Genomic DNA, 18,316 nt, shown 5'->3' with positions numbered 1-18,316 from the left:
TGTCGTCTTTACGCCTTTTCAACCCCCCTCGACGTAACGAAGGCCGAAGACCCATGTGGCACAAGAGACCCACCTCATTCCGCCGCGGCGTGCTGTTCCTGGCGGCCGCGACCCTGGTGACCCCGGTACTGACGTTCACTCAGACAACGCCCGCTCAGGCATTCGGCACCATAGGCAAGTTCGGCCAGCAGACCGAGCACGAGCGCATCACCCGCGCCGCCCTCGCCTGCCGGCCGAACACCCCCTCCGACGGCACCTGCTTCGAACCCCGCTCCCTGGACCAGGTCGCCGGCCGCTCGGGCACCTTCGGCGCCGTCGGCGCGCCCGACACCGACGAGGTCTTCACCCCCGCCGCCCACTGCGACGACGCCGACCACCTCACCTCGCCCGGCTACCCGCGCAGCCGCGCCGAGGCCACCCGCGCGCTCCAGAGCTGCGTAGGCCAGCTCCAGAACCGCTTCGCCCAGGGCGTCACGGCCGCCGCCGGCGTCCTCGCGGCCGACGGCGCGGTCGCGCCCGGCGAGAGCGACCTCGGCAAGGACTGCACCTTCTCCCTCGGCGTGCCCGGCCGCGACAAGTGCGAAGCCATCGAGGGCCTCGGCCGCGCCCTGCACGGCGTCCAGGACTTCTACTCCCACAGCAACTGGACCGACCGGGCCGCCCCCGGCCCCGTGGGCAAGGCCAACCCGCCCGGCCTCGACCTCCCCGCCCCCTCCCCGCTGCTCAGCCTCACCGGCGGCCGGCCCCTCCTCGCCTCCGCCGTCCCCGCCGAACTCACCACCGGCTGCTTCTCGCTCGTCCCCCTCGGCTGCGGCAAGCGCGTCCAGCACGGCGACCTCAACAAGGACACCGGGACCATCGACCCGGCCACCGGCGCCACCAGCGGCCCCACCACCCCGCGCGGCAGGACCGGCGGCAACTTCGACCGCGCCGTCCACGGCGCCGTCACCGACACCCGCCGCCAGTGGGCCGACTTCCGCGCCGCGCTCACCGAGCGCTACGGCGAGGAGCGCGGCGCACGCATCGCCTGCGTCCTGACCCACGACGCGCCCGTACGCGACTGCGCCCCCCGGAGCTGACCTCCCGTTCGAGGGAAGCCGGTGCGAACCGAAGTGAAGAGGCCAAGGTCACAGCGGCTGCCACTGCTGCCGAACGCACCGGCTCCCCTAGCCTTCCCCCATGACGGTCCTGCCTGACGAAGGCTTCTCCCTGGCCGCCGAGTTCCCGGACGCCTCCCGTGAGCAATGGCAGCGCCTGGTGGAAGGCGTGCTACGCAAAGCCGGCACCACGGATGCATCCGGCCCGGCGGCCGAGGCCGCGCTGGCCACCCGGCTCCAGGACGGGCTGGCGACCAGCCCCCTCTACACCGCCGAGGACACCGGCACGGTCTCCGGATACCCCGGCTTCCCGCCGTTCGTCCGCGGCGGCCGCCCGGAGGGAACCGCGGTCACGGGGTGGGACATCCGCCAGCGCCACGCCCACCCGGACCCCCGGCGGGCCAACGAGGCCGTGCTCGCCGACCTGGAGAACGGCGTCACCTCCCTCTGGCTGACCGTCGGCGACCAGGGCCTGCCCGTGGACGGCCTCGCCACCGCCCTCGACGGCGTCTACCTCGACCTGGCCCCCGTCGTCCTCGACGCCGGCGCCGGATTCGAGCCCGCCGCCCAGGCCCTCCTCCGCCTGTACGAGGAGCGGCAGGTCCCCCGCGGCGCCGCCGCCGGCAACCTCGGCGCCGACCCGCTCGCCGTCCTCGCCCGCACCGGCGCCGCCGCCGACCCGGCCGGGCCGCTGGCGGCCGCCGCCGCCCTCGCCGCCCGCTGCGACCGCGACCACCCCGGCCTGCGCGCCCTCACCGTCGACGCCCTGCCCTACCACGACGCCGGCGGCTCCCCGGCCGAGGAGCTCGGCTGCTCCCTCGCCACCGGAGTCGCCTACCTCCGCGCCCTCACCGCCGCCGGCCTGAGCGCGGAAGCCGCCGCGGCCCAGCTGGAGTTCCGCTACGCCGCCACCGCCGACCAGTTCCTGACCATCGCCAAGCTGCGCGCCGCGCGCCGGCTGTGGGCGCGGGTCGCCGAGGTCAGCGGGGTCACGGGCACCGCCGCCGCACAGCGCCAGCACGCGGTCACCTCGGCGGTGATGATGACCCGCCGGGACCCCTGGGTGAACATGCTGCGCACCACCGTCGCCTGCCTGGCCGCCGGGGTCGGCGGCGCCGACGCCGTCACCGTCCTGCCCTTCGACGACGCCCTCGGCCTGCCCGACGCCTTCGCCCGCCGCGTCGCCCGCAACACCTCCTCGATCCTGCTGGAGGAGTCCCACCTGGCCCGGGTCGTCGACCCGGCGGGCGGCTCCTGGTACGTCGAGCGGCTGACCGACGAACTCGCCCACGCCGCCTGGGCCTGGTTCCAGGAGCTGGAGCGCGCCGGGGGACAGGCCGCGGCGCTCCGCTCCGGACTGGTCGCCGAGCGGCTGGCCGGCACCTGGGCCCGCCGCTCCGCCGACCTCGCCACCCGCCGCGAACCCGTCACCGGAGTCAGCGAGTTCCCCCACCTCGGCGAGCCGCCCGTGGTCCGCGAACCGCTGCCCGAGGGATCCGGCCCGCACCCGGCCGGCCTGCCGAAGGTCCGCCGCGACGAGGCGTACGAGGCGCTGCGCGCCCGCTCCGACGCCCACCTCGCCACCACCGGAGCCCGGCCCCGCGTGCTCCTCGCCGCGCTCGGCCCCGCCGCCGCCCACACCGGCCGCGCCACCTTCGCCGCCAACCTCTTCCAGGCGGGCGGCATCGAGCCCGTCCACGACCCCGTGACCGCCGACGCGGAGACCGCCGCCGACGCCCTCGCGCGCAGCGGCGCCACCGTCGCCTGCCTGTGCTCCAGCGACAGGCTCTACGCCGAACAGGCCGAGGCCGTCGCCGCCGCCCTCAAGGAGGCGGGCGCCCTGCGGGTGTTCCTCGCCGGCCGGCCGGGCACCGAGGAACGGGAAGCGTATCTACGGGCCGGGGTCGACGAGTTCGTCTTCGCGGGCGGCGACGCCGTCGCCGTCCTCTCCTCCGTCCTCGACCGCATGGGAGTGGCGTGATGTCGATCCCCGACTTCTCCGGCATCGACCTGGGGCCCGCTTCCGCCGCCCCCGCCGACCCGGCGGCCTGGCGCGCCGCGCTGAAGGAGAGCACCGGCAGGAGCGCCGAGGACCTCCTCTGGGAGACCCCCGAGGGCATCGGCGTCAAGCCGCTCTACACCGCCGACGACCTCCAGGGGCTGGACTTCCTCGGCACCTACCCCGGCGTCGCGCCGTACCTGCGCGGCCCGTACCCCACGATGTACGTCAACCAGCCCTGGACCATCCGGCAGTACGCCGGATTCTCCACGGCCGAGGAGTCCAACGCCTTCTACCGCCGCAATCTGGCGGCCGGTCAGAAGGGCCTGTCCGTCGCCTTCGACCTGCCGACCCACCGCGGCTACGACAGCGACCACCCGCGCGTCACCGGCGACGTGGGCATGGCGGGCGTCGCCATCGACTCCATCTACGACATGCGGCAGCTCTTCGACGGCATCCCGCTGGACCGGATGAGCGTGTCGATGACGATGAACGGTGCGGTGCTGCCCGTCCTCGCCCTCTACATCGTCGCCGCCGAGGAACAGGGCGTACCGCCCGAGAAGCTGGCCGGGACCATCCAGAACGACATCCTCAAGGAGTTCATGGTCCGCAACACCTACATCTATCCGCCGACGCCGTCGATGCGGATCATCTCGGACATCTTCTCCTACACCTCGCTGAAGATGCCGCGGTACAACTCCATCTCCATCTCCGGCTACCACATCCAGGAGGCTGGTGCGACGGCCGACCTGGAGCTCGCGTACACCCTCGCCGACGGGGTGGAGTACCTGAAGGCCGGCATCGAGGCCGGCCTGGACGTCGACGCGTTCGCGCCCCGGCTGTCCTTCTTCTGGGCGATCGGCATGAACTTCTTCATGGAGATCGCCAAGCTGCGGGCCGCCCGCCTGCTGTGGGCCAAGCTCGTCAGGCGCTTCGAGCCGCAGAACGCCAAGTCCCTCTCGCTGCGCACCCATTCGCAGACCTCCGGCTGGTCGCTGACCGCCCAGGACGTCTTCAACAACGTGGCACGCACCTGCGTGGAGGCGATGGCCGCCACCCAGGGGCACACCCAGTCCCTGCACACCAACGCCCTCGACGAGGCGCTCGCGCTGCCCACCGACTTCTCCGCGCGCATCGCCCGCAACACCCAGCTGCTGCTCCAGCAGGAGTCCGGGACCTGCCGGGTCATCGACCCCTGGGGCGGCAGCGCCTACGTCGAGAAGCTCACCCACGACCTCGCCCGCCGCGCCTGGCGGCACATCGAGGAGGTCGAGGCGGCCGGCGGCATGGCCAAGGCGATCGACGCCGGCATCCCCAAGCTCCGCGTCGAGGAGGCCGCGGCCCGCACCCAGGCCCGTATCGACTCCGGCCGGCAGCCCGTGATCGGCGTCAACAAGTACCGCGTCGACAGCGACGAGCAGATCGAGGTGCTCAAGGTCGACAACTCCTCCGTGCGCACCCAGCAGATCGAGAAGCTGCGGCGGCTGCGCGCCGAGCGCGACGAAGCGGCCTGCCAGGACGCCCTGCACGCGCTGACCCGCGCCGCCGAGGCCGGATCCGGCCAGGGCCTCGAAGGCAACCTCCTCGCCCTCGCCGTGAACGCCGCCCGCGCCAAGGCGACCGTGGGCGAGATCTCGGACGCCCTGGAGAAGGTGTACGGGCGGCACGCCGGGCAGATCCGTACGATCTCCGGTGTGTACCGTGACGAGGCCGGACCGTCGTCCGGGGTGGAGCGCACTCGCGCGCTGGTCGAGGCGTTCGAGCGGGAGGACGGCCGCCGCCCCCGCATCCTGGTCGCCAAGATGGGCCAGGACGGCCACGACCGCGGCCAGAAGGTGATCGCCACCGCCTTCGCCGACCTGGGCTTCGACGTCGACGTCGGCCCGCTCTTCCAGACGCCCGAGGAGGTCGCCCGGCAGGCGGTGGAGGCCGACGTGCACATCGTCGGCGTCTCCTCGCTCGCCGCCGGCCACCTCACGCTGGTGCCCGCGCTGCGTGAGCAGCTGGCCGAGCAGGGCCGGGAGGACATCATGATCGTCGTCGGTGGGGTGATCCCGCCGCAGGACGTGCCCACGCTGCTGGAGATGGGCGCGGCCGCGGTGTTCCCGCCCGGCACGGTCATCCCGGACGCCGCCCACGACCTGCTGAAGACCCTGGCCGACGCCCTCGGCCACGAGCTGTGAGCCCGGACCGCTGATGGCGCGCGCGATCGACACCGACGCCTACGTCAAGGGCGTGCTGGACGGCAAGCGGGCGACGGTGGCGCGGGCCATCACGCTGGTGGAGTCCACCCGGGCCGACCACCGCGAGCACGCCCAGCGGATGCTGACCGAGCTGCTCCCGCACGCGGGCGGGGCCCGGCGGATCGGCATCACGGGCGTGCCCGGCGTGGGCAAGTCCACCTTCATCGACGCCCTCGGCACCATGCTCACGGGCCTCGGGCACAAGGTCGCCGTGCTCGCCGTCGACCCCTCCTCCAGCAGGACGGGCGGCAGCATCCTGGGCGACAAGACCCGGATGGAGCGGCTCGCCGTCGACCCCGCCGCCTTCGTCCGGCCCTCGCCCACCGCCGGCACCCTCGGCGGGGTGGCCCGGGCGACCCGCGAGACCATCGTGGTGATGGAGGCCGCCGGTTACGACGTGGTGCTGGTGGAGACCGTCGGCGTCGGCCAGTCCGAGACCGCCGTCGCCAATATGGTCGACACCTTCCTGATGCTCACCCTGGCCCGCACCGGTGACCAGCTCCAGGGCATCAAGAAGGGCGTCCTGGAGCTCGCCGACCTGGTCGCGGTCAACAAGGCGGACGGCCCGCACGAGCGCGACGCGAAGGCCGCGGCCCGTGAACTCGCGGGCGCGCTGCGCCTGATGCAGGCGCCCGACGCGGCCTGGAACCCGCCCGTGCTCACCTGCAGCGCCCGCGAGGGCTCGGGCCTGGACGCCCTGTGGGAGCGGCTGGAGCAGCACCGCCGGGTCCTCGACGCGACCGGCGAGCTGGCCGGCCGGCGCCGTGAACAGCAGGTCGACTGGGTCTGGACGATGGTGCGCGAGCAGCTCCTGGGGGAGCTGCGCGACCACCCCGGCGTCCGGCGGGAGACGCCGGGGCTCGAACAGCGGGTCCGCGCGGGGACCTTGCCGGCGAGTCTGGCCGCCGAGCGGTTGCTGGCGGCGTTCCGCTCACCGCCCGGCCGTCCTTAGGGCGTCCCGGTGGCCTCGGCCTCGCGGGACGCCCTAGGGGCGGCCGGTGGCGTGGTCGCGCGCGCCCGCGCGAGGTGGCCGAGCCGGCGGGCGAGCGGCTCGGTCCAGCGCATGGCGAGCGGGCCGAGCAGGACGAGCACGAGGACGTACGCGGTGGCCAGCGGGCCCACGCGCGGCTCGGTGCCGGCGGCCAGGCCGGCGATCACGATGGAGAACTCGCCCCGCGCGACCAGCGAGCCCCCCGCCCGCCAGCGCCCCGCGGCCCCGACGCCCGCCCGGCGCGCCGCGTACCACCCGGTGGCGATCTTCGTGAGGGCGGTGACGGCCGCGAGGAGCAGCGCCGGGGCGAGGACGGGCGGGATGTCGGCGGGGTCGGTGCTCAGGCCGAAGAACACGAAGAAGACGGCGGCGAACAGATCGCGCAGCGGGGCGAGCAGACCGCGGACGCCCTCCGCGACCTCGTCCGAGAGCGCGATGCCGATGAGGAACGCGCCCACGGCCGCCGAGATGTGCAGCTCCTGCGTCAGGCCCGCGACGCACAGGGTGAGTCCGAGGACGACCAGGAGCAGCAGTTCGGGGTTGTCGGAGGAGACGGCGCGGCTGATGTGGTGGCCGTGCCGCACGGCGACGTAGAACACCGTGCCGACCGTGCCCAGGGCGATCAGCAGGGTGACGCCGCCCTCGGACAGGCTCAGCCCGGCGAGGAGCGCGGTGAGGACGGGCAGGTAGACGGCCATGGCGAGGTCTTCGATGACCAGGACGCCGACGATGACCGGGGTCTCGCGGTGGCCGAGGCGGCCGAGGTCGCCGAGGGACTTGGCGACGACGCCGGAGGAGGAGATCCAGGTGACGCCGGCCAGGGCCACCGCGGCGAGCGCGCCCCAGCCCAGGAGCAGGGCGGCGAGGGCGCCGGGGAGGGCGTTGAGGACGAAGTCGACGGCGCCGGAGGGGTACTGGGCCCGGAGGCTGGCGGCCAGCTCGGAGCCGGTGTACTCCAGGCCGAGGAGGAGCAGCAGCAGGGCGACGCCGATGTCGGCGCCGGTGGCGACGAACGACTCGCTCGCGCTGAGCGGGCGGATGCCGCCGTGGCCGAAGGCGAGCCCGGCGAGGAGGTAGAGGGGTATCGGGGAGAAGCCGATCCGGCCGGCGAGGCGGCCGAGGAGCCCCAGGCCCAGGATGACGGCCCCGAGTTCGATGAACAGCGCGGTGGTGTGGTGCATGGGCGGCTGACCTCCGGCGGTCGATGCGGCAGTGTCGTCCGTGCTGCGCGGATGCCGGCGACGGGGCGTGCGCCATCGCCGGTGCGGTGGGGGCGTTGCCGAGAGCGGGTGCGGAAGGGTGGGGACGCGGGAGTGTGCGGGGATGTGTGTGCGAGGGGGACCCGGCGCCGGAGGCCGGCGGGTCGGGGCGTGGCGTGCGTCAGCCGGTGATGTCCGTATCGGGCACGCCGTTCCGCGCACGGGTGTCGATGCGCGTGGAGCGGGGGAGGCGTGAGGTCGCCATCGCATGTCCCCCTCGTCGAGCCGGCGCCGGGGACGCCGACGGGTCCTGCCCTGGGGCGAGCACATGACCGTGGGGACGCTCAATGGAGCGAAGTCCGAGCTCGTTTGCACTCTAGCGGGCAATACAATCGGATAAACGGCGCCATTTCACCTAAGACCGGTAAGACTGACGCGTGTTGTGCTCTCGTGCGCCGTGGAGGTCCGAGGGCGCGCACAGGGCGTGAAGCCATGGCCGGACGAGGCCGGTCCGGGCGCCGGGCGCCCCCGCCCGCCCCCGCGGCCCCGGGCCCGCTCAGCCGGGCCGGCCGACCCAGTGCACCGCGTAGTACGCGCCTCCGAAGTCGGGCCGCACCTCGACGTCGACCTTGCTCATCGCGTTCGCGGGGATGTCGAACGCGAACGAGGACGTGCCGGACTCCCCGGGCGCCAGCGAGCCCGTGAACGGATTGCCCACGCCGCGCGCGCTGTCGAAGACCTGCCGGGCCGGTACGCCTTGCTCCCCGGCCTTCACCCGCACCAGGACGCCGGTCACGGCGAACGCCTTGCCCGTGGCGTTGGTCAGGGTGACCGTGAAGGCGGCGGGGGAGTGGCCCGGCTGATGGCCGAGGGAGGTGTCACTCGGTGTGAAGGCGACCGGCCGGGTGACCTTCACCTTCAGCCCGTTCGCGTAGACGAAGGTGTCCTCGAACGCGACCACGCGGGAGCCCTCCGCGGAGGTGCGGGCCGCGGCGGGGGACAGGGTCTGACCGGCGGGCGCCTTCTCGCCGGGGGCGCCGCAGGCGGTGAGGGCGGTGAGGGCGGTGAGGGCGGTGGCGGCCACGAACGCGCTGACCCGGGGTGGCAGTCCCATGTGGCCAGGGTGCGCTCGGGGGTGGCGGGGCGCATCTCGGGTGCGGCGGGTGGGTGGGCGGCGCTTGCGGCGGGGGGCTTTTCCCCACCCCGCCCCTTCCCGAACGGGGCTCCGCCCCGGACCCCGGTCCTCAAACGCCGGACGGGCTGATTTCAGCCCGTCCGGGGAAAAGCCCCCACGGCGCCGCACACCCTGGGCCCATCGGGCGAAGAATCGCCCGTTCCCGGGCGCGCACCCGCCCCGCCGACCCCCCACCGCCCGCCCGAACCCGTACAAGTCCATGCATGCCCTCCCCGCGACACCCGACCCGCCACCTCCTCGCCGCAGCCCTCCTCACCACCGCCCTCCTGACCGCCCCCGCGGTGGAGGCCGACGCCCTCGACTGGCACCCGCGGTTCGCCGACGACTTCGACACCGACGTCCCGCGCGGGTCCTTCAGCGACTGCGCCCACCACCCGGACACCCCGCAGGCGTACTGCGGCGGCCTCACCGGCGCCCTGCGCGAGCGCTGGTGGGCGTACCCCGAGGGGTGGCCGGACACCGCGACCCAGCGGGGCCTTCCGGTCGGCGGTCACTACGACCCGGCCACCACCCTCTCCGTCTCCCGGGGGAAGCTGCACATCCGCCTCTGGCGCGGCCGTACCGGAGACGTGCACAGCGCCACCGTCGTCCCCAAGGCGCTGATGGGCATGCGCTACGGGCGGTACGAGGAGAGGTGGCGGGTCTCCCACGTCAGCGCGGGCTACAAGAGCGCCCACCTGCTCTGGCCGGTGGCCGGGGGCGGCTGTGCCGAGATCGACTTCCCGGAGCTCGAATGGACGGCCACGGTCGCCGGCTTCGCCCACCCCGCGGGCTGCGGCCGCCAGTTCGCCGTGGACACCGGAGCCCGCTGGAGCCGCTGGCACACCTCGGTCATCGAATGGCGCCCGGGAGATCTCCGTTTCCTCCTCGACGGCGAGGAGGTGGGCCGCACCACCCGCGAGATCCCCGACGCCCCCATGACGTGGGACATCCAGAACGAGTCGGCCCTCAACGGCGAACAGGCCGCCCCCGGGTCGTGGTCCCGCCTCGACATCGACTACGTGCGGGGCTGGAGCCTGGGGTGACCGCACACCCCGGGCCGACTTCCTTTCGGACACCGGCCCGGAGCGCGGGGCCGTAAAGCGCGGCCGCCTAAACGCTTACTGAACGCATGCCCGGACCCGGGGAATCGGCCTGCCGCCGGTACCCCACTCCAGGAGATCACGCCACACCGCTCCACCTGCGACGTTCCCCGCCGCACGCACCCGTGGTGACGCAACGCACATTACGGAGGGCTCGCCCGGCAAGTCCCTTCCGAGTTCATTCGAGTGGCACGGGTCACCCCCATCGGGCCGCCGATAAACGACCGAGAGGAATTCCGGACGGCAATTCGACCGGTTGCTTCGACCGCCCGGTGATACCGGGGTTGCCGAAACCCGGTGGAATCGCATGGCGTCCCATCGGGTTTCAACGGTTCAACATTCTTCTTTGTCTGCTCCGCATTCCGGGGGTGTGCCTGGTGGCAGGGCCGGGCAGCCGTCCGGGGCGAGCCGGAACGCCGTGGCCGCGCGGCCGGTTCCGGCCTCTCCCGCCGAAACGGCACGCACGGATCCGGCCCCCGCGAGACGGTCACTCGGGGTGAGGATTCCGGCGGGATCCGGCCTCTGTACGGCGGCGGCCCATAAACATCGCGGGGCAGGCCGCCGGCCAGGACTTTCCCATGACGGTCGAACTGTCGGAACAGTGGTATCCGTTTGTTGTGAACGCGTGTTGTACGCCGTGCCGCTCACCGTGAACACCTTCGTCGTCGCAGCTCACCGGCGGAATCGACCCATCGCCCGAGCCGGTCCGGCGGTGCCGGGCAACTCCCGGGAACGGCCTGGCGTATTGATCCGCTCTTGCCGATTCTCATCTTTGACGCCCGCGTTCCGGCGACCGTACGTTTCTCTCCGTGTCCGGCGGTCGCTCCGAAAGTCCGCAGTCGAATGACCGAGCGAACTCCCCGCCCGGGAAAACCGCCGGACACATTCTCCCGAATTTCCTCAGGTGTCACTTGATCCCGCATTCCCTCATCCGGAGTGAAAGGACAATCGCCATGACCGCTGTCGAAACCACGAACGCCGGCGAACAGCCTCCCGCCGACGCCCGGACCGCCGTGCCGTTCACGGTGTCCCCGGGCGGGCCGCCCGAGGTGGTGCTCGCACCGGCCGGTGCGACCGGCTACCCGGGAGTGCGCCTGGAGCAGGCGGACGAGAGCGGCACCGTGCCGCCGCAGGACGTCTATGTGGCCCTCCCCCGGGGGAAGGGGCTCCGGTTCGTCGCCGAAGGCGGCATCGACCACGTGCTGACCGTGCAGGACGCCCAGGGGCACACGCACACCTACCGCGGGATCCTCTCCGCGGACGGCCGGGCCGTCACCTTCGAGGGCGTCGACCCGGCCCTGTCGGGAAAGGGGTCGAAGTCCACGCTGTGGCTGCCGGTCAAGGCGTCCGACAACGCACGGCTGGGGAGCACGTACCTGACCTTCTGCGTGGGGGACCGGGCGTCGGAGTCCACCCCGGTCCGCGTCGTGGAGCACATCCCGTTCTCGGTGACCCCCGGGGGGCCGCCGGACGTGACGCTGAACTCGGCCACCCCGATCGGTTACCCGGGCGTGGTCCTGGTGGCCGGGGGCGAGGGCACGGTCTCCCCGCAGGACGTCTACGTGGCGCTCCCGCAGGGCAAGGGGCTCCGCTTCGTCCCCCAGGCCGGAACGGGGTGCCTGCTGACCGTTCAGGACGCCCATGGCGACAAGAAGACCTATCGCGGGGCCCTGTCGTCGGACGGCCGGACCCTCACCTTCCAGGGCGTCAACCCGGCCCTGCCGGGCGCGGGTTCGACGTCCAGCGCGTGGGTCGCGGTCAAGGCCCTGGACGGCGCCCCGGCGTCGAAGGACCCCCTGACCCTGACCTTCTGCGTGGGCGACCGGGTGTCGGCCTCCACGCCCGTCCACGTGGACCGGCCGGCCTGACGACCGCCGCATCGCCCTCATCCGGAAGGAGCACGTTCAGGTGAACAAGGTGACGGCCCGTGCGCCCCGGCCGGCCGCGTCCGCCAAGCCGCGCAGCATGTCCATAGTGGCCCGGGTGTACGGGTACCCCCCGGCCCACAACGCGGGATCCGAGTGGATGCTCCACTCGATGCTGCGCCCGCTGAGCGAGCGGGGCCACCGCGTGACGGTGTGGTTGTCGCACCCCGGGACCATCGAGAAGACCTACGACATCGACGGAGTGCGGGTCGTCCCCTACCAGGAAGGCGCCGAATTCGCCGCCGAGGCCCAGCGGGCCGACGTGCTCCTGTCCCAGTACGAGAACGTGCCCATCGTGGCGGGGCTCGCGAAGGCCCGCGGGATACCCGTGGTCGTGATCTGCCACGACAACTTCGCCGCGAGCTTCCACGACGCGGCCGGAGCCGACCTCGTCGTCTACAACAGCGAGTGGATCCGGCGCGACGGCGAGATCCACTACGGGCGGTATCCCCAGGAGTTCCTGCCCGGCCGCACGATCGTCGTCCGCCCGCCCGTCATCGCGGAGCACTACCGCACCGCGCCGGGCGACCGCGCGACGCTGGTGAACCTCAACCCCGACAAGGGCGGCGACATCTTCTGGCAGATCGCCGCCTGGATGCCGGAGTGGGAGTTCCTGGGGGTCCGCGGCGCCTACGGACAGCAGACCGCACCGCCGGTACGCCTGCCCAACTGCGAAGTCGTCGACGGCGTACCGGGCAACGAGATGCGCGAGCACGTCTACGGCAGGTCGCGCGTGATCCTCATGCCGAGCCTGTACGAGTCCTGGGGACGCGTGGCCGTGGAGGCGTTCGCCTCCGGCATCCCGGTGGTCGCCCACCCCACCCCCGGTCTCGTCGAAGCCCTCGGGGAAGCGGGGATCTTCGCCTACCGCGACGACCTGAACGCGTGGCTGCACGCCCTCCGGTCGCTGCGGGACCCGGCGAACTGGGAGAAGGCGTCCCGCAGGGCCAAGGCCCGCTCCGCCGAACTGAGCGCGACCCCCGACCTCGGCCTCTGGTGCGACGCCGTCGAGTCGCTCCACGGCGCGAAGCGACGGCAGACCTTCCGGGTGGTGGGACCGCCGCCCCCGGCCGTCTCCCTCCCCGCGAAGTGACCCCGGCTCCGGGCGGCACCCCCGCCGTGCCCGCGTGGCGGTCGTCGCCGCGGGCACCGCGGAGTCCGTCCGGCGCCCTCCGGCAAAGGAGAACCCTCATGCCCCCGAACTCACTCGTTCCGTCCGAACCGGCCGTCCCCGGCGGCGACGAGAACCCCAACCTGGTGAAGGACGGCTCCTTCAAGCACCGTCCGGTCTTCACGGACGGCAGGTGCGGCTACAGCCAAGCGCTCGCCAAGGGCGGAAACGTATCCCTCCGGTACTGGGATTACGGCGGCAGCGGCAACCCCGACGGGCAGCCCGATCCGGGCGTGGACCCGGGTGAATACATCGATGTCTCCACTCATATGTACGCCTTCGCCAAGAGCGACATAGAAGACCGGGTCGACGGCAGCAACGCGATCGACCTCGTCGGCCGGGGCGACAACCGCCACGGTTTCATCGGGCAGCTCCTCCCCGACCTGACGCCCGGAGCGCAGTACGACGTCACGTTCTGGGCCGGGGCACCCTGGTACGGGGAAGAGCCCCCGCACGCCACGAGGATGCGCTACAAGGTCAACGACGGAATGTCGCGCGATGACGGGAAGGCCCTGGACCAGGAGTACATCAGCGTCCCCGAGCCGCCGAGGGTGGCGATTTCCGGCGGCAGCTGGGTGCGGCAGTGGAAGCGGTACCAGCGGTCCTTCATCGCTCTGTCGTCGAACGCGTACCTCTCCTTCGCGGACGACACCACCAACCGGTACACGACCGGCACCCAACTGGCCTGCGTCTCGGTACGGCTCTCCGTTCCGGCGCACGACTACCGGATCGCCAGGACGGCCCCGGAGACCTCCCCGGACAACCCCCTCACCGCTCCGGCGGACACACCGTTCGACGGCTTCCGCGTGCGGTTCTCGGACGAGGCCGACCAGCCGCTCTCCTCGCGGCAGGTGACGCTGAGCCTGGATCCGAGCGCGACCGGCTCCCACTTCGTGCACGACGGCCGGGCGACACTGACGTACATCGGGAAGACGGACGTCGACGGATGGCTGTCCGTTCCCGCAGGAGCGGTGCAGGCAGGATCCCAGCAGGGCCCCATGCGGATCCAGGCGCTGCTGGACACCATACGGCTGGGCGGCCAGGTGGCCCTGAGGGTCGGGGCGCCCGTGGCCCGGTTCTCGGTGTACAGGGGAGGGCCGGTGACGCTGATACGCGCCGGCGAGACCGGCTACCCGGGTGTGAATCTGCGGGCCGACCAGGATGACCCGGTCCCTCCGCAGAACGTCCGGGTGACCCTCCCCCGGGGCAGGCGACTGCAGTTCGTCGCCCAGGGCGATCCCGGATACCAGCTGACCGTACAGAACGGCGGTCAGTACAACGGGACCTTGTCGGCGGACAGCCAGACCCTCACCTTCGAGAACGTCGACCTGGCCCTGTCCGGCAAGGACTCCACGGCCCTGATCTGGGTCGCGGTGAAGGCTCCCGGAAACGCCACGCCCGGCGAGACGGAGCTGAGCTTCCGGGTGGGCGACGTCACTTCGCCTTCCTCGTCCATCACCGTCGTGGACAAGTAGCACGACCGGGGACCGGCGCGAACTTCCGCGGGAATTCCCCGCAGGAATCAACGGCACCATCACATCGTTCAGGAGGAAGCACCATGGCGCTTTACATGACCGAGGTCAACATCTACGTGGACAACGGAAGCTGCGTCGACGGCGAGATAGGGAGTGGGACTTTCGCCCTCCCCGGGAAGGTCCGTCTGGACGACGACAACCAGCCCATCATCAATGTGGCGCTGAAGTCCTTCGTGCTCGAGTACGAGCGGCCCCTCGAATACGGCATCGGACACCAGCACATCAAGCTGGACCTGCCGACGGGCGGTAAGAAGAGCGGCATGGTGTCGGCGAAGCTGCAGCTGCGACCCGCCACCCCGGACCGGAACTGGTTGTTCAAGGGCAGCGTCACCGCGCTGGTCATCGCCGACCTGGTCGACGGCAGCTAGGCGCCCGCCCGGCGGCCGGACGGCCGTCACGAAGGAAGCCCCGAAGCGCGGCAGCGCTTCGGGGCTCTCGCATGCCCCGCTTCCGGCCGCCCGGATCATGCCGGCCGGTGACTGGATTTGATCACTACTGGTGATGCGATCAGGACCCTAGGGTGATGTTGTGGCCCGCGGTGCGCGGGAGACGTGAACAGAGAAGGACGGAACCAGGGTGACGGTCAAGATCTTCGAGGGCAGTGGCGTCGCGGTGTGCCCGAAGGGCTGGTACGCGCTGTACGAGCACGAGGACTTCAACACCAAGGAGAGCGGCCGCGTCCTGCTGGCCGACCAGACGCTGGGCGATCTGCGGGCGTTCGGCTTCGAAGGCCGTGTCCTGTCGGTGGCGAACCACACCGAGCAGAGCCTCGCCCTGTATGTCGAGGCGGACTCCAAGGGCTTCGCCGCCCAGGTGGGACCGCGCGACGAACTCGCGTCCATCGCGGAGAAGGACACGCGGGAGATCGACGACCTCGGCGGCATCGTGGGGGCCTCCCGCACCACCCTGGGCCCGGCGCTGAAGAACCGGACCGCCTCCATACGCGTCTTCCCGCACGGCTCGGACGCCGCACAGGTGACCCGCAAGCTGCCGGTCGAGGAAGGCACCTACATCCTCACCAACGTCGCCAGCGGCAAGGTGCTGGACATCCTGGGCGACGAGCAGGAGAGCGGGGCGAACGTCGGCCAGTACGCCCGCCACGGCGGCGGCAACCAGCAGTGGACGTTCAAGGCCGTACGGCGCGCCGGCCGCAAGTTCCCGTGGGACATCACCGGCGTGTACGAGATCACGTCCAAGGCCGGCGGGCTGTTCCTCGACGTCGACAAGGCCGACCTCCAGGACACCGCCAACATCCAGCAGTGGACGGGCAACGGTGGTACCAGCCAGCGCTGGTGGGTCACCCCCGTCGGCGACGGTGTCTTCGTGATCAGCAACGTCCTCAGCGGCAAGGCCGTGGACGTCGCCGGCATGTCGATGGACAACAGCGCGAACGTCCAGCAGTACACGTTCAATGACACCGACGCGCAGAAGTGGCGCCTGGAGCGCGTCTGACGGCTGACAGCGGGGACGGGGGCGTGGGGCCGGTGCCGGGCCGCAGGTGGGGCAGGGTCCGGCACCGGGGACGGAAGACGGGTTTCAGTACTGCCAGTTGGCCGCGGGGCTGATGCAGAACGGCTGGCCCGACGGGTCGAGCAGAACCGTCCACTGCCCGCCTCCGGGCTGATGGTCCGGCTTGGTCGCGCCCAGCTCCAGCAGTCGCTTCTCGCCGGCCTCGATGTCGTCGAAGGACAGGTCGAGGTGGAAGGGCAGCTCGTCCTGCGGCCAGTTCGGCGCCTGGTGGTCACGGGCGGTGTAGAAGGTGTAAAGGACGCTGCCGTCGGCGTTGCTGACCAGGAACGCGGTCGGCACGCCCTCCTCGTCCGGGTATTCCTGCACGACCTGGAAGCCCAGGGCGGCGGCGTAGAAGGTGGCGAGCTCCTTGCCGTCGCGGGCCCAGAAGGCGTACGAGGCGACCTTGGCCAGGGCGGCGGGGGATGTGGTCGTGGCCATGGTGCTCACCACTCCTGCTTCTGCACGACGCCGATGATGTAGCCGTCGGGGTCGGTGAAGTAGAACAGCCGCCGGCCGTCGTGGTCGCTCTCCTTGACCGCGTTCACCAGGGGGCGGATCTTGGCGACGTAGGCGTCGAAGTCGTCGACCGCCAGGTAGAACATGCCGAACGCGCCGGGCGCGGAGTCCTTCAGGACCGGCAGCCAGTCGCGCAGGTGCGCGTCGCGGTAGACCATCAGCGCGAACTCGCCGCCGAAGAGCAGCAAGCGGATGTCGTCGTTCGGGTCGTCACCGGCCGGCTGGGCCGTGAAGCCGAGCTTCTCGTAGAAGCCGACGGACGCGCCGGTGTCCTTCACCCCGAGGCAGGGGGCGATAGCGGGAGCCTTCATGGGGGGGGCACTCCTTGAGCTTTGAGGAACTGCGGGGGCCTTCGGAAGCGGCCGCCCGCCTTGCGGAACATTGCGGGGCGCTCGCCTCCGCTCGTTCAGTACATTAGTACCGTACAAGAGCGTCGAGGAGTGGCGCAATACGGACATCTTGCTTTTTGTGTCGCTCGATCGCCTCGGCTGCGGCGCTCCGGGGTGTCGCGATGCCCCTGCGTCAAAGGGCGGGGTGGGGTGCGGTGACTGCTGTCCGGTCGGCGTGTGGGGCGGTCAGGTCGCCCTGTTGCCGCGGAAGTGGGGGCGGTGAGATGTGGCCCACAAAGAAGTACACATGTACTGTAATGTTGAAGCATTCAAGGGAGAGGACCGGACATGCCCGCTGATCAGCCCGCCCGCCGTCGGCGTGATCCTCGGAAGCGGATCGAGGAGATCACCGCGGCCACCGAGCAGGTCATCGCCGAGCGCGGCATCGAGGGCCTCACCCATCGTGCCGTCGCCGAGAAGGCCGGCGTCCCCCTGGGGGCGACCACCTATCACTTCGCCACCAAGGACGACCTGATCACCGCGGCCCTCCAGCGCGCCGTCGACCGCTACGCCGCCTACCTCGAGGACTGGGCCGCCCGCCGCCCCGACCTCACCGCCGATCAGCTGGTCGTCCTGCTCACCGACGTGCTGCTCGACTGCTTCGGCCCTCAGCGCGACCAGCAGGTCCTGGAATTCGAGCTCTACCTCGCCGCCCTGCGCCGGCCGGCCCTGCGCCCCATCGCCGACCAGTACATCCAGCTGAGCATCGACACCCTCGCCCACTACACGGACCTCACCACCGCCACCACGGCCGCCATCACCATCACCGGCCTCACCCTGCGCGGCCTCGCCGGCACCCGGACCCCCACCCGCGCCGAGATCGAGAACTGCCTGCGCCGCCTCCTCGCCCCCTTGCCTCCCGCCGATCGACGCCAATAGGACATTTGCTGACCTATTGGGCTCCTAGTGTGAGCGCATCAGGGAAACCCCTGGTTGTTCTCAAGAGTGCGGGCCACCCCTGGTGACCCGTTGAGGAAAGGAGCCGTCCGATGGCCTTCAAGGAAACGATGCAGCGCTTCACGCCGATGCTCTACGTCCGTGGCAGCAAGCAGGCGGTCGCCTTCTACGCCGACGCCCTGGGCGTGGAGGAGATCACGGAGCGCACCATGCTGCTGTCCCAGGTGCCGGGCATGGAGCAGGTTCCGGGTGCGGAGCACGTGGTGGTCTACTCCAAGCTTCAGTTCGCCGACGGCAGCGGCTTGAACGTCGCCGAGCTGTCCGATGAGGGTGTCTACGCGAAGGACGGCGGCGCGGTCGTCGGCAACAACATTCACGTCGGTCTCCAGCACACCGACACGGCTGTCCAGAAGGCGGAGTTCGACAAGCTCGCTGAGGGTGGGACGGTCATGGAGCCGCTGGAGGAGAAGTTCTGGGGCACCGTCTTCGGTATCGTCCAGGACCGCTACGGCGTGATCTGGGAGTCCAACTGTTACCTGAAGCAGGGCTGACGGCAGGCTCGTAC

Annotated in this window: 16 protein-coding genes; 12 read left to right on the top strand and 4 right to left on the bottom strand. The window is 71.6% G+C overall.

What is annotated here, in order from left to right:
- Positions 1-53 precede the first annotated feature (53 nt).
- The 4 genes from AF335_RS27590 (at position 54) to meaB (ending at position 6,291) form a co-directional block, all read left to right on the top strand.
- Positions 54-1,079: a CinY protein gene (locus tag AF335_RS27590; RefSeq protein ID WP_102921135.1), complete on the top strand. Its 1,026-nt coding sequence runs from the start codon at positions 54-56 to the stop codon at positions 1,077-1,079.
- A 100-nt stretch (positions 1,080-1,179) separates the two neighbouring features.
- A complete protein-coding gene (gene mutA, locus AF335_RS27585; protein WP_102921134.1) occupies positions 1,180-3,078 on the top strand; it encodes a methylmalonyl-CoA mutase small subunit in 1,899 nt (632 codons plus the stop codon).
- The gene (gene scpA / locus AF335_RS27580) at positions 3,078-5,279 is read left to right on the top strand and encodes a methylmalonyl-CoA mutase (RefSeq protein ID WP_102921133.1); all 2,202 of its coding nucleotides are present in this window, start codon (positions 3,078-3,080) and stop codon (positions 5,277-5,279) included. Before mutA ends, scpA begins: the two co-directional genes overlap by 1 nt.
- Before the next feature lie 13 nt (positions 5,280-5,292).
- A complete protein-coding gene (meaB, locus tag AF335_RS27575; RefSeq protein WP_102921132.1) occupies positions 5,293-6,291 on the top strand; it encodes a methylmalonyl Co-A mutase-associated GTPase MeaB in 999 nt (332 codons plus the stop codon).
- Here the strand turns inward: meaB and AF335_RS27570 are convergent.
- Complete coding sequence (locus AF335_RS27570; protein WP_102921131.1) at positions 6,288-7,511, bottom strand: cation:proton antiporter; 1,224 nt, start codon at positions 7,509-7,511, stop codon at positions 6,288-6,290. The genes meaB and AF335_RS27570 overlap by 4 nt on opposite strands.
- Before the next feature lie 574 nt (positions 7,512-8,085).
- Complete coding sequence (locus AF335_RS27565; protein ID WP_102921130.1) at positions 8,086-8,643, bottom strand: COG1361 family protein; 558 nt, start codon at positions 8,641-8,643, stop codon at positions 8,086-8,088.
- Between the two features lie 284 nt (positions 8,644-8,927).
- Between AF335_RS27565 and AF335_RS27560 the strand changes: the two genes are divergently transcribed.
- From AF335_RS27560 to AF335_RS27535, 6 genes are all read left to right on the top strand, one after another.
- Positions 8,928-9,749 carry a glycoside hydrolase family 16 protein gene (locus tag AF335_RS27560; protein ID WP_102921129.1) on the top strand — a complete coding sequence of 274 codons (822 nt, stop codon included), beginning with the start codon at positions 8,928-8,930 and terminating at the stop codon, positions 9,747-9,749.
- 1,010 nt (positions 9,750-10,759) lie between these two features.
- Positions 10,760-11,674, top strand: coding sequence for a hypothetical protein (locus AF335_RS27555; protein ID WP_102921128.1), 915 nt, complete (start codon positions 10,760-10,762; stop codon positions 11,672-11,674).
- Positions 11,675-11,771: 97 nt separating this feature from the next.
- Positions 11,772-12,824: a glycosyltransferase family 4 protein gene (locus AF335_RS27550; RefSeq protein ID WP_102921207.1), complete on the top strand. Its 1,053-nt coding sequence runs from the start codon at positions 11,772-11,774 to the stop codon at positions 12,822-12,824.
- A gap of 98 nt (positions 12,825-12,922) precedes the next feature.
- Entirely contained in the window at positions 12,923-14,377 is a 1,455-nt protein-coding gene (locus AF335_RS27545) for a carbohydrate binding domain-containing protein (protein WP_102921127.1), read from the top strand.
- A gap of 83 nt (positions 14,378-14,460) precedes the next feature.
- Complete coding sequence (locus AF335_RS27540) at positions 14,461-14,805, top strand: hypothetical protein (protein WP_102921126.1); 345 nt, start codon at positions 14,461-14,463, stop codon at positions 14,803-14,805.
- A gap of 208 nt (positions 14,806-15,013) precedes the next feature.
- Positions 15,014-15,889, top strand: coding sequence for an RICIN domain-containing protein (locus AF335_RS27535; protein ID WP_102921125.1), 876 nt, complete (start codon positions 15,014-15,016; stop codon positions 15,887-15,889).
- 84 nt (positions 15,890-15,973) lie between these two features.
- Here AF335_RS27535 and AF335_RS27530 read toward each other — a convergent pair whose 3' ends face one another.
- Entirely contained in the window at positions 15,974-16,387 is a 414-nt protein-coding gene (locus tag AF335_RS27530; RefSeq protein WP_102921206.1) for a VOC family protein, read from the bottom strand.
- A gap of 5 nt (positions 16,388-16,392) precedes the next feature.
- Positions 16,393-16,776, bottom strand: a complete 384-nt coding sequence (locus AF335_RS27525; RefSeq protein WP_102921124.1) for a VOC family protein — start codon at positions 16,774-16,776, stop codon at positions 16,393-16,395.
- 366 nt (positions 16,777-17,142) lie between these two features.
- Here AF335_RS27525 and AF335_RS27520 point away from each other — a divergent pair, with 366 nt between their 5' ends.
- Complete coding sequence (locus tag AF335_RS27520; protein ID WP_102921123.1) at positions 17,143-17,733, top strand: TetR/AcrR family transcriptional regulator; 591 nt, start codon at positions 17,143-17,145, stop codon at positions 17,731-17,733.
- Between the two features lie 110 nt (positions 17,734-17,843).
- Positions 17,844-18,302 carry a VOC family protein gene (locus tag AF335_RS27515; protein ID WP_102921122.1) on the top strand — a complete coding sequence of 153 codons (459 nt, stop codon included), beginning with the start codon at positions 17,844-17,846 and terminating at the stop codon, positions 18,300-18,302.
- The last annotated feature ends 14 nt before the right edge of the window (positions 18,303-18,316 follow it).

The sequence above is a fragment of the Streptomyces eurocidicus genome, from assembly GCF_002891295.1.
Classification (GTDB): domain Bacteria; phylum Actinomycetota; class Actinomycetes; order Streptomycetales; family Streptomycetaceae; genus Streptomyces; species Streptomyces eurocidicus.
Note: the sequence above shows the minus strand (reverse complement) of the source record. Positions and strands in the feature narration are given on the sequence as shown.

Excerpts from the sequence above, each read along its gene's own strand:
- AF335_RS27590 (WP_102921135.1), top strand. The coding sequence starts at position 54 with ATGTGGCACAAGAGACCCACCTCATTCCGCCGCGGCGTGCTGTTCCTG.
- mutA (WP_102921134.1), top strand. The coding sequence starts at position 1,180 with ATGACGGTCCTGCCTGACGAAGGCTTCTCCCTGGCCGCCGAGTTCCCG.
- scpA (WP_102921133.1), top strand. The coding sequence starts at position 3,078 with ATGTCGATCCCCGACTTCTCCGGCATCGACCTGGGGCCCGCTTCCGCC.
- meaB (WP_102921132.1), top strand. The coding sequence starts at position 5,293 with ATGGCGCGCGCGATCGACACCGACGCCTACGTCAAGGGCGTGCTGGAC.
- AF335_RS27570 (WP_102921131.1), bottom strand. The coding sequence starts at position 7,511 with ATGCACCACACCACCGCGCTGTTCATCGAACTCGGGGCCGTCATCCTG.
- AF335_RS27565 (WP_102921130.1), bottom strand. The coding sequence starts at position 8,643 with ATGGGACTGCCACCCCGGGTCAGCGCGTTCGTGGCCGCCACCGCCCTC.
- AF335_RS27560 (WP_102921129.1), top strand. The coding sequence starts at position 8,928 with ATGCCCTCCCCGCGACACCCGACCCGCCACCTCCTCGCCGCAGCCCTC.
- AF335_RS27555 (WP_102921128.1), top strand. The coding sequence starts at position 10,760 with ATGACCGCTGTCGAAACCACGAACGCCGGCGAACAGCCTCCCGCCGAC.
- AF335_RS27550 (WP_102921207.1), top strand. The coding sequence starts at position 11,772 with ATGTCCATAGTGGCCCGGGTGTACGGGTACCCCCCGGCCCACAACGCG.
- AF335_RS27545 (WP_102921127.1), top strand. The coding sequence starts at position 12,923 with ATGCCCCCGAACTCACTCGTTCCGTCCGAACCGGCCGTCCCCGGCGGC.
- AF335_RS27540 (WP_102921126.1), top strand. The coding sequence starts at position 14,461 with ATGGCGCTTTACATGACCGAGGTCAACATCTACGTGGACAACGGAAGC.
- AF335_RS27530 (WP_102921206.1), bottom strand. The coding sequence starts at position 16,387 with ATGGCCACGACCACATCCCCCGCCGCCCTGGCCAAGGTCGCCTCGTAC.
- AF335_RS27525 (WP_102921124.1), bottom strand. The coding sequence starts at position 16,776 with ATGAAGGCTCCCGCTATCGCCCCCTGCCTCGGGGTGAAGGACACCGGC.
- AF335_RS27520 (WP_102921123.1), top strand. The coding sequence starts at position 17,143 with ATGCCCGCTGATCAGCCCGCCCGCCGTCGGCGTGATCCTCGGAAGCGG.
- AF335_RS27515 (WP_102921122.1), top strand. The coding sequence starts at position 17,844 with ATGGCCTTCAAGGAAACGATGCAGCGCTTCACGCCGATGCTCTACGTC.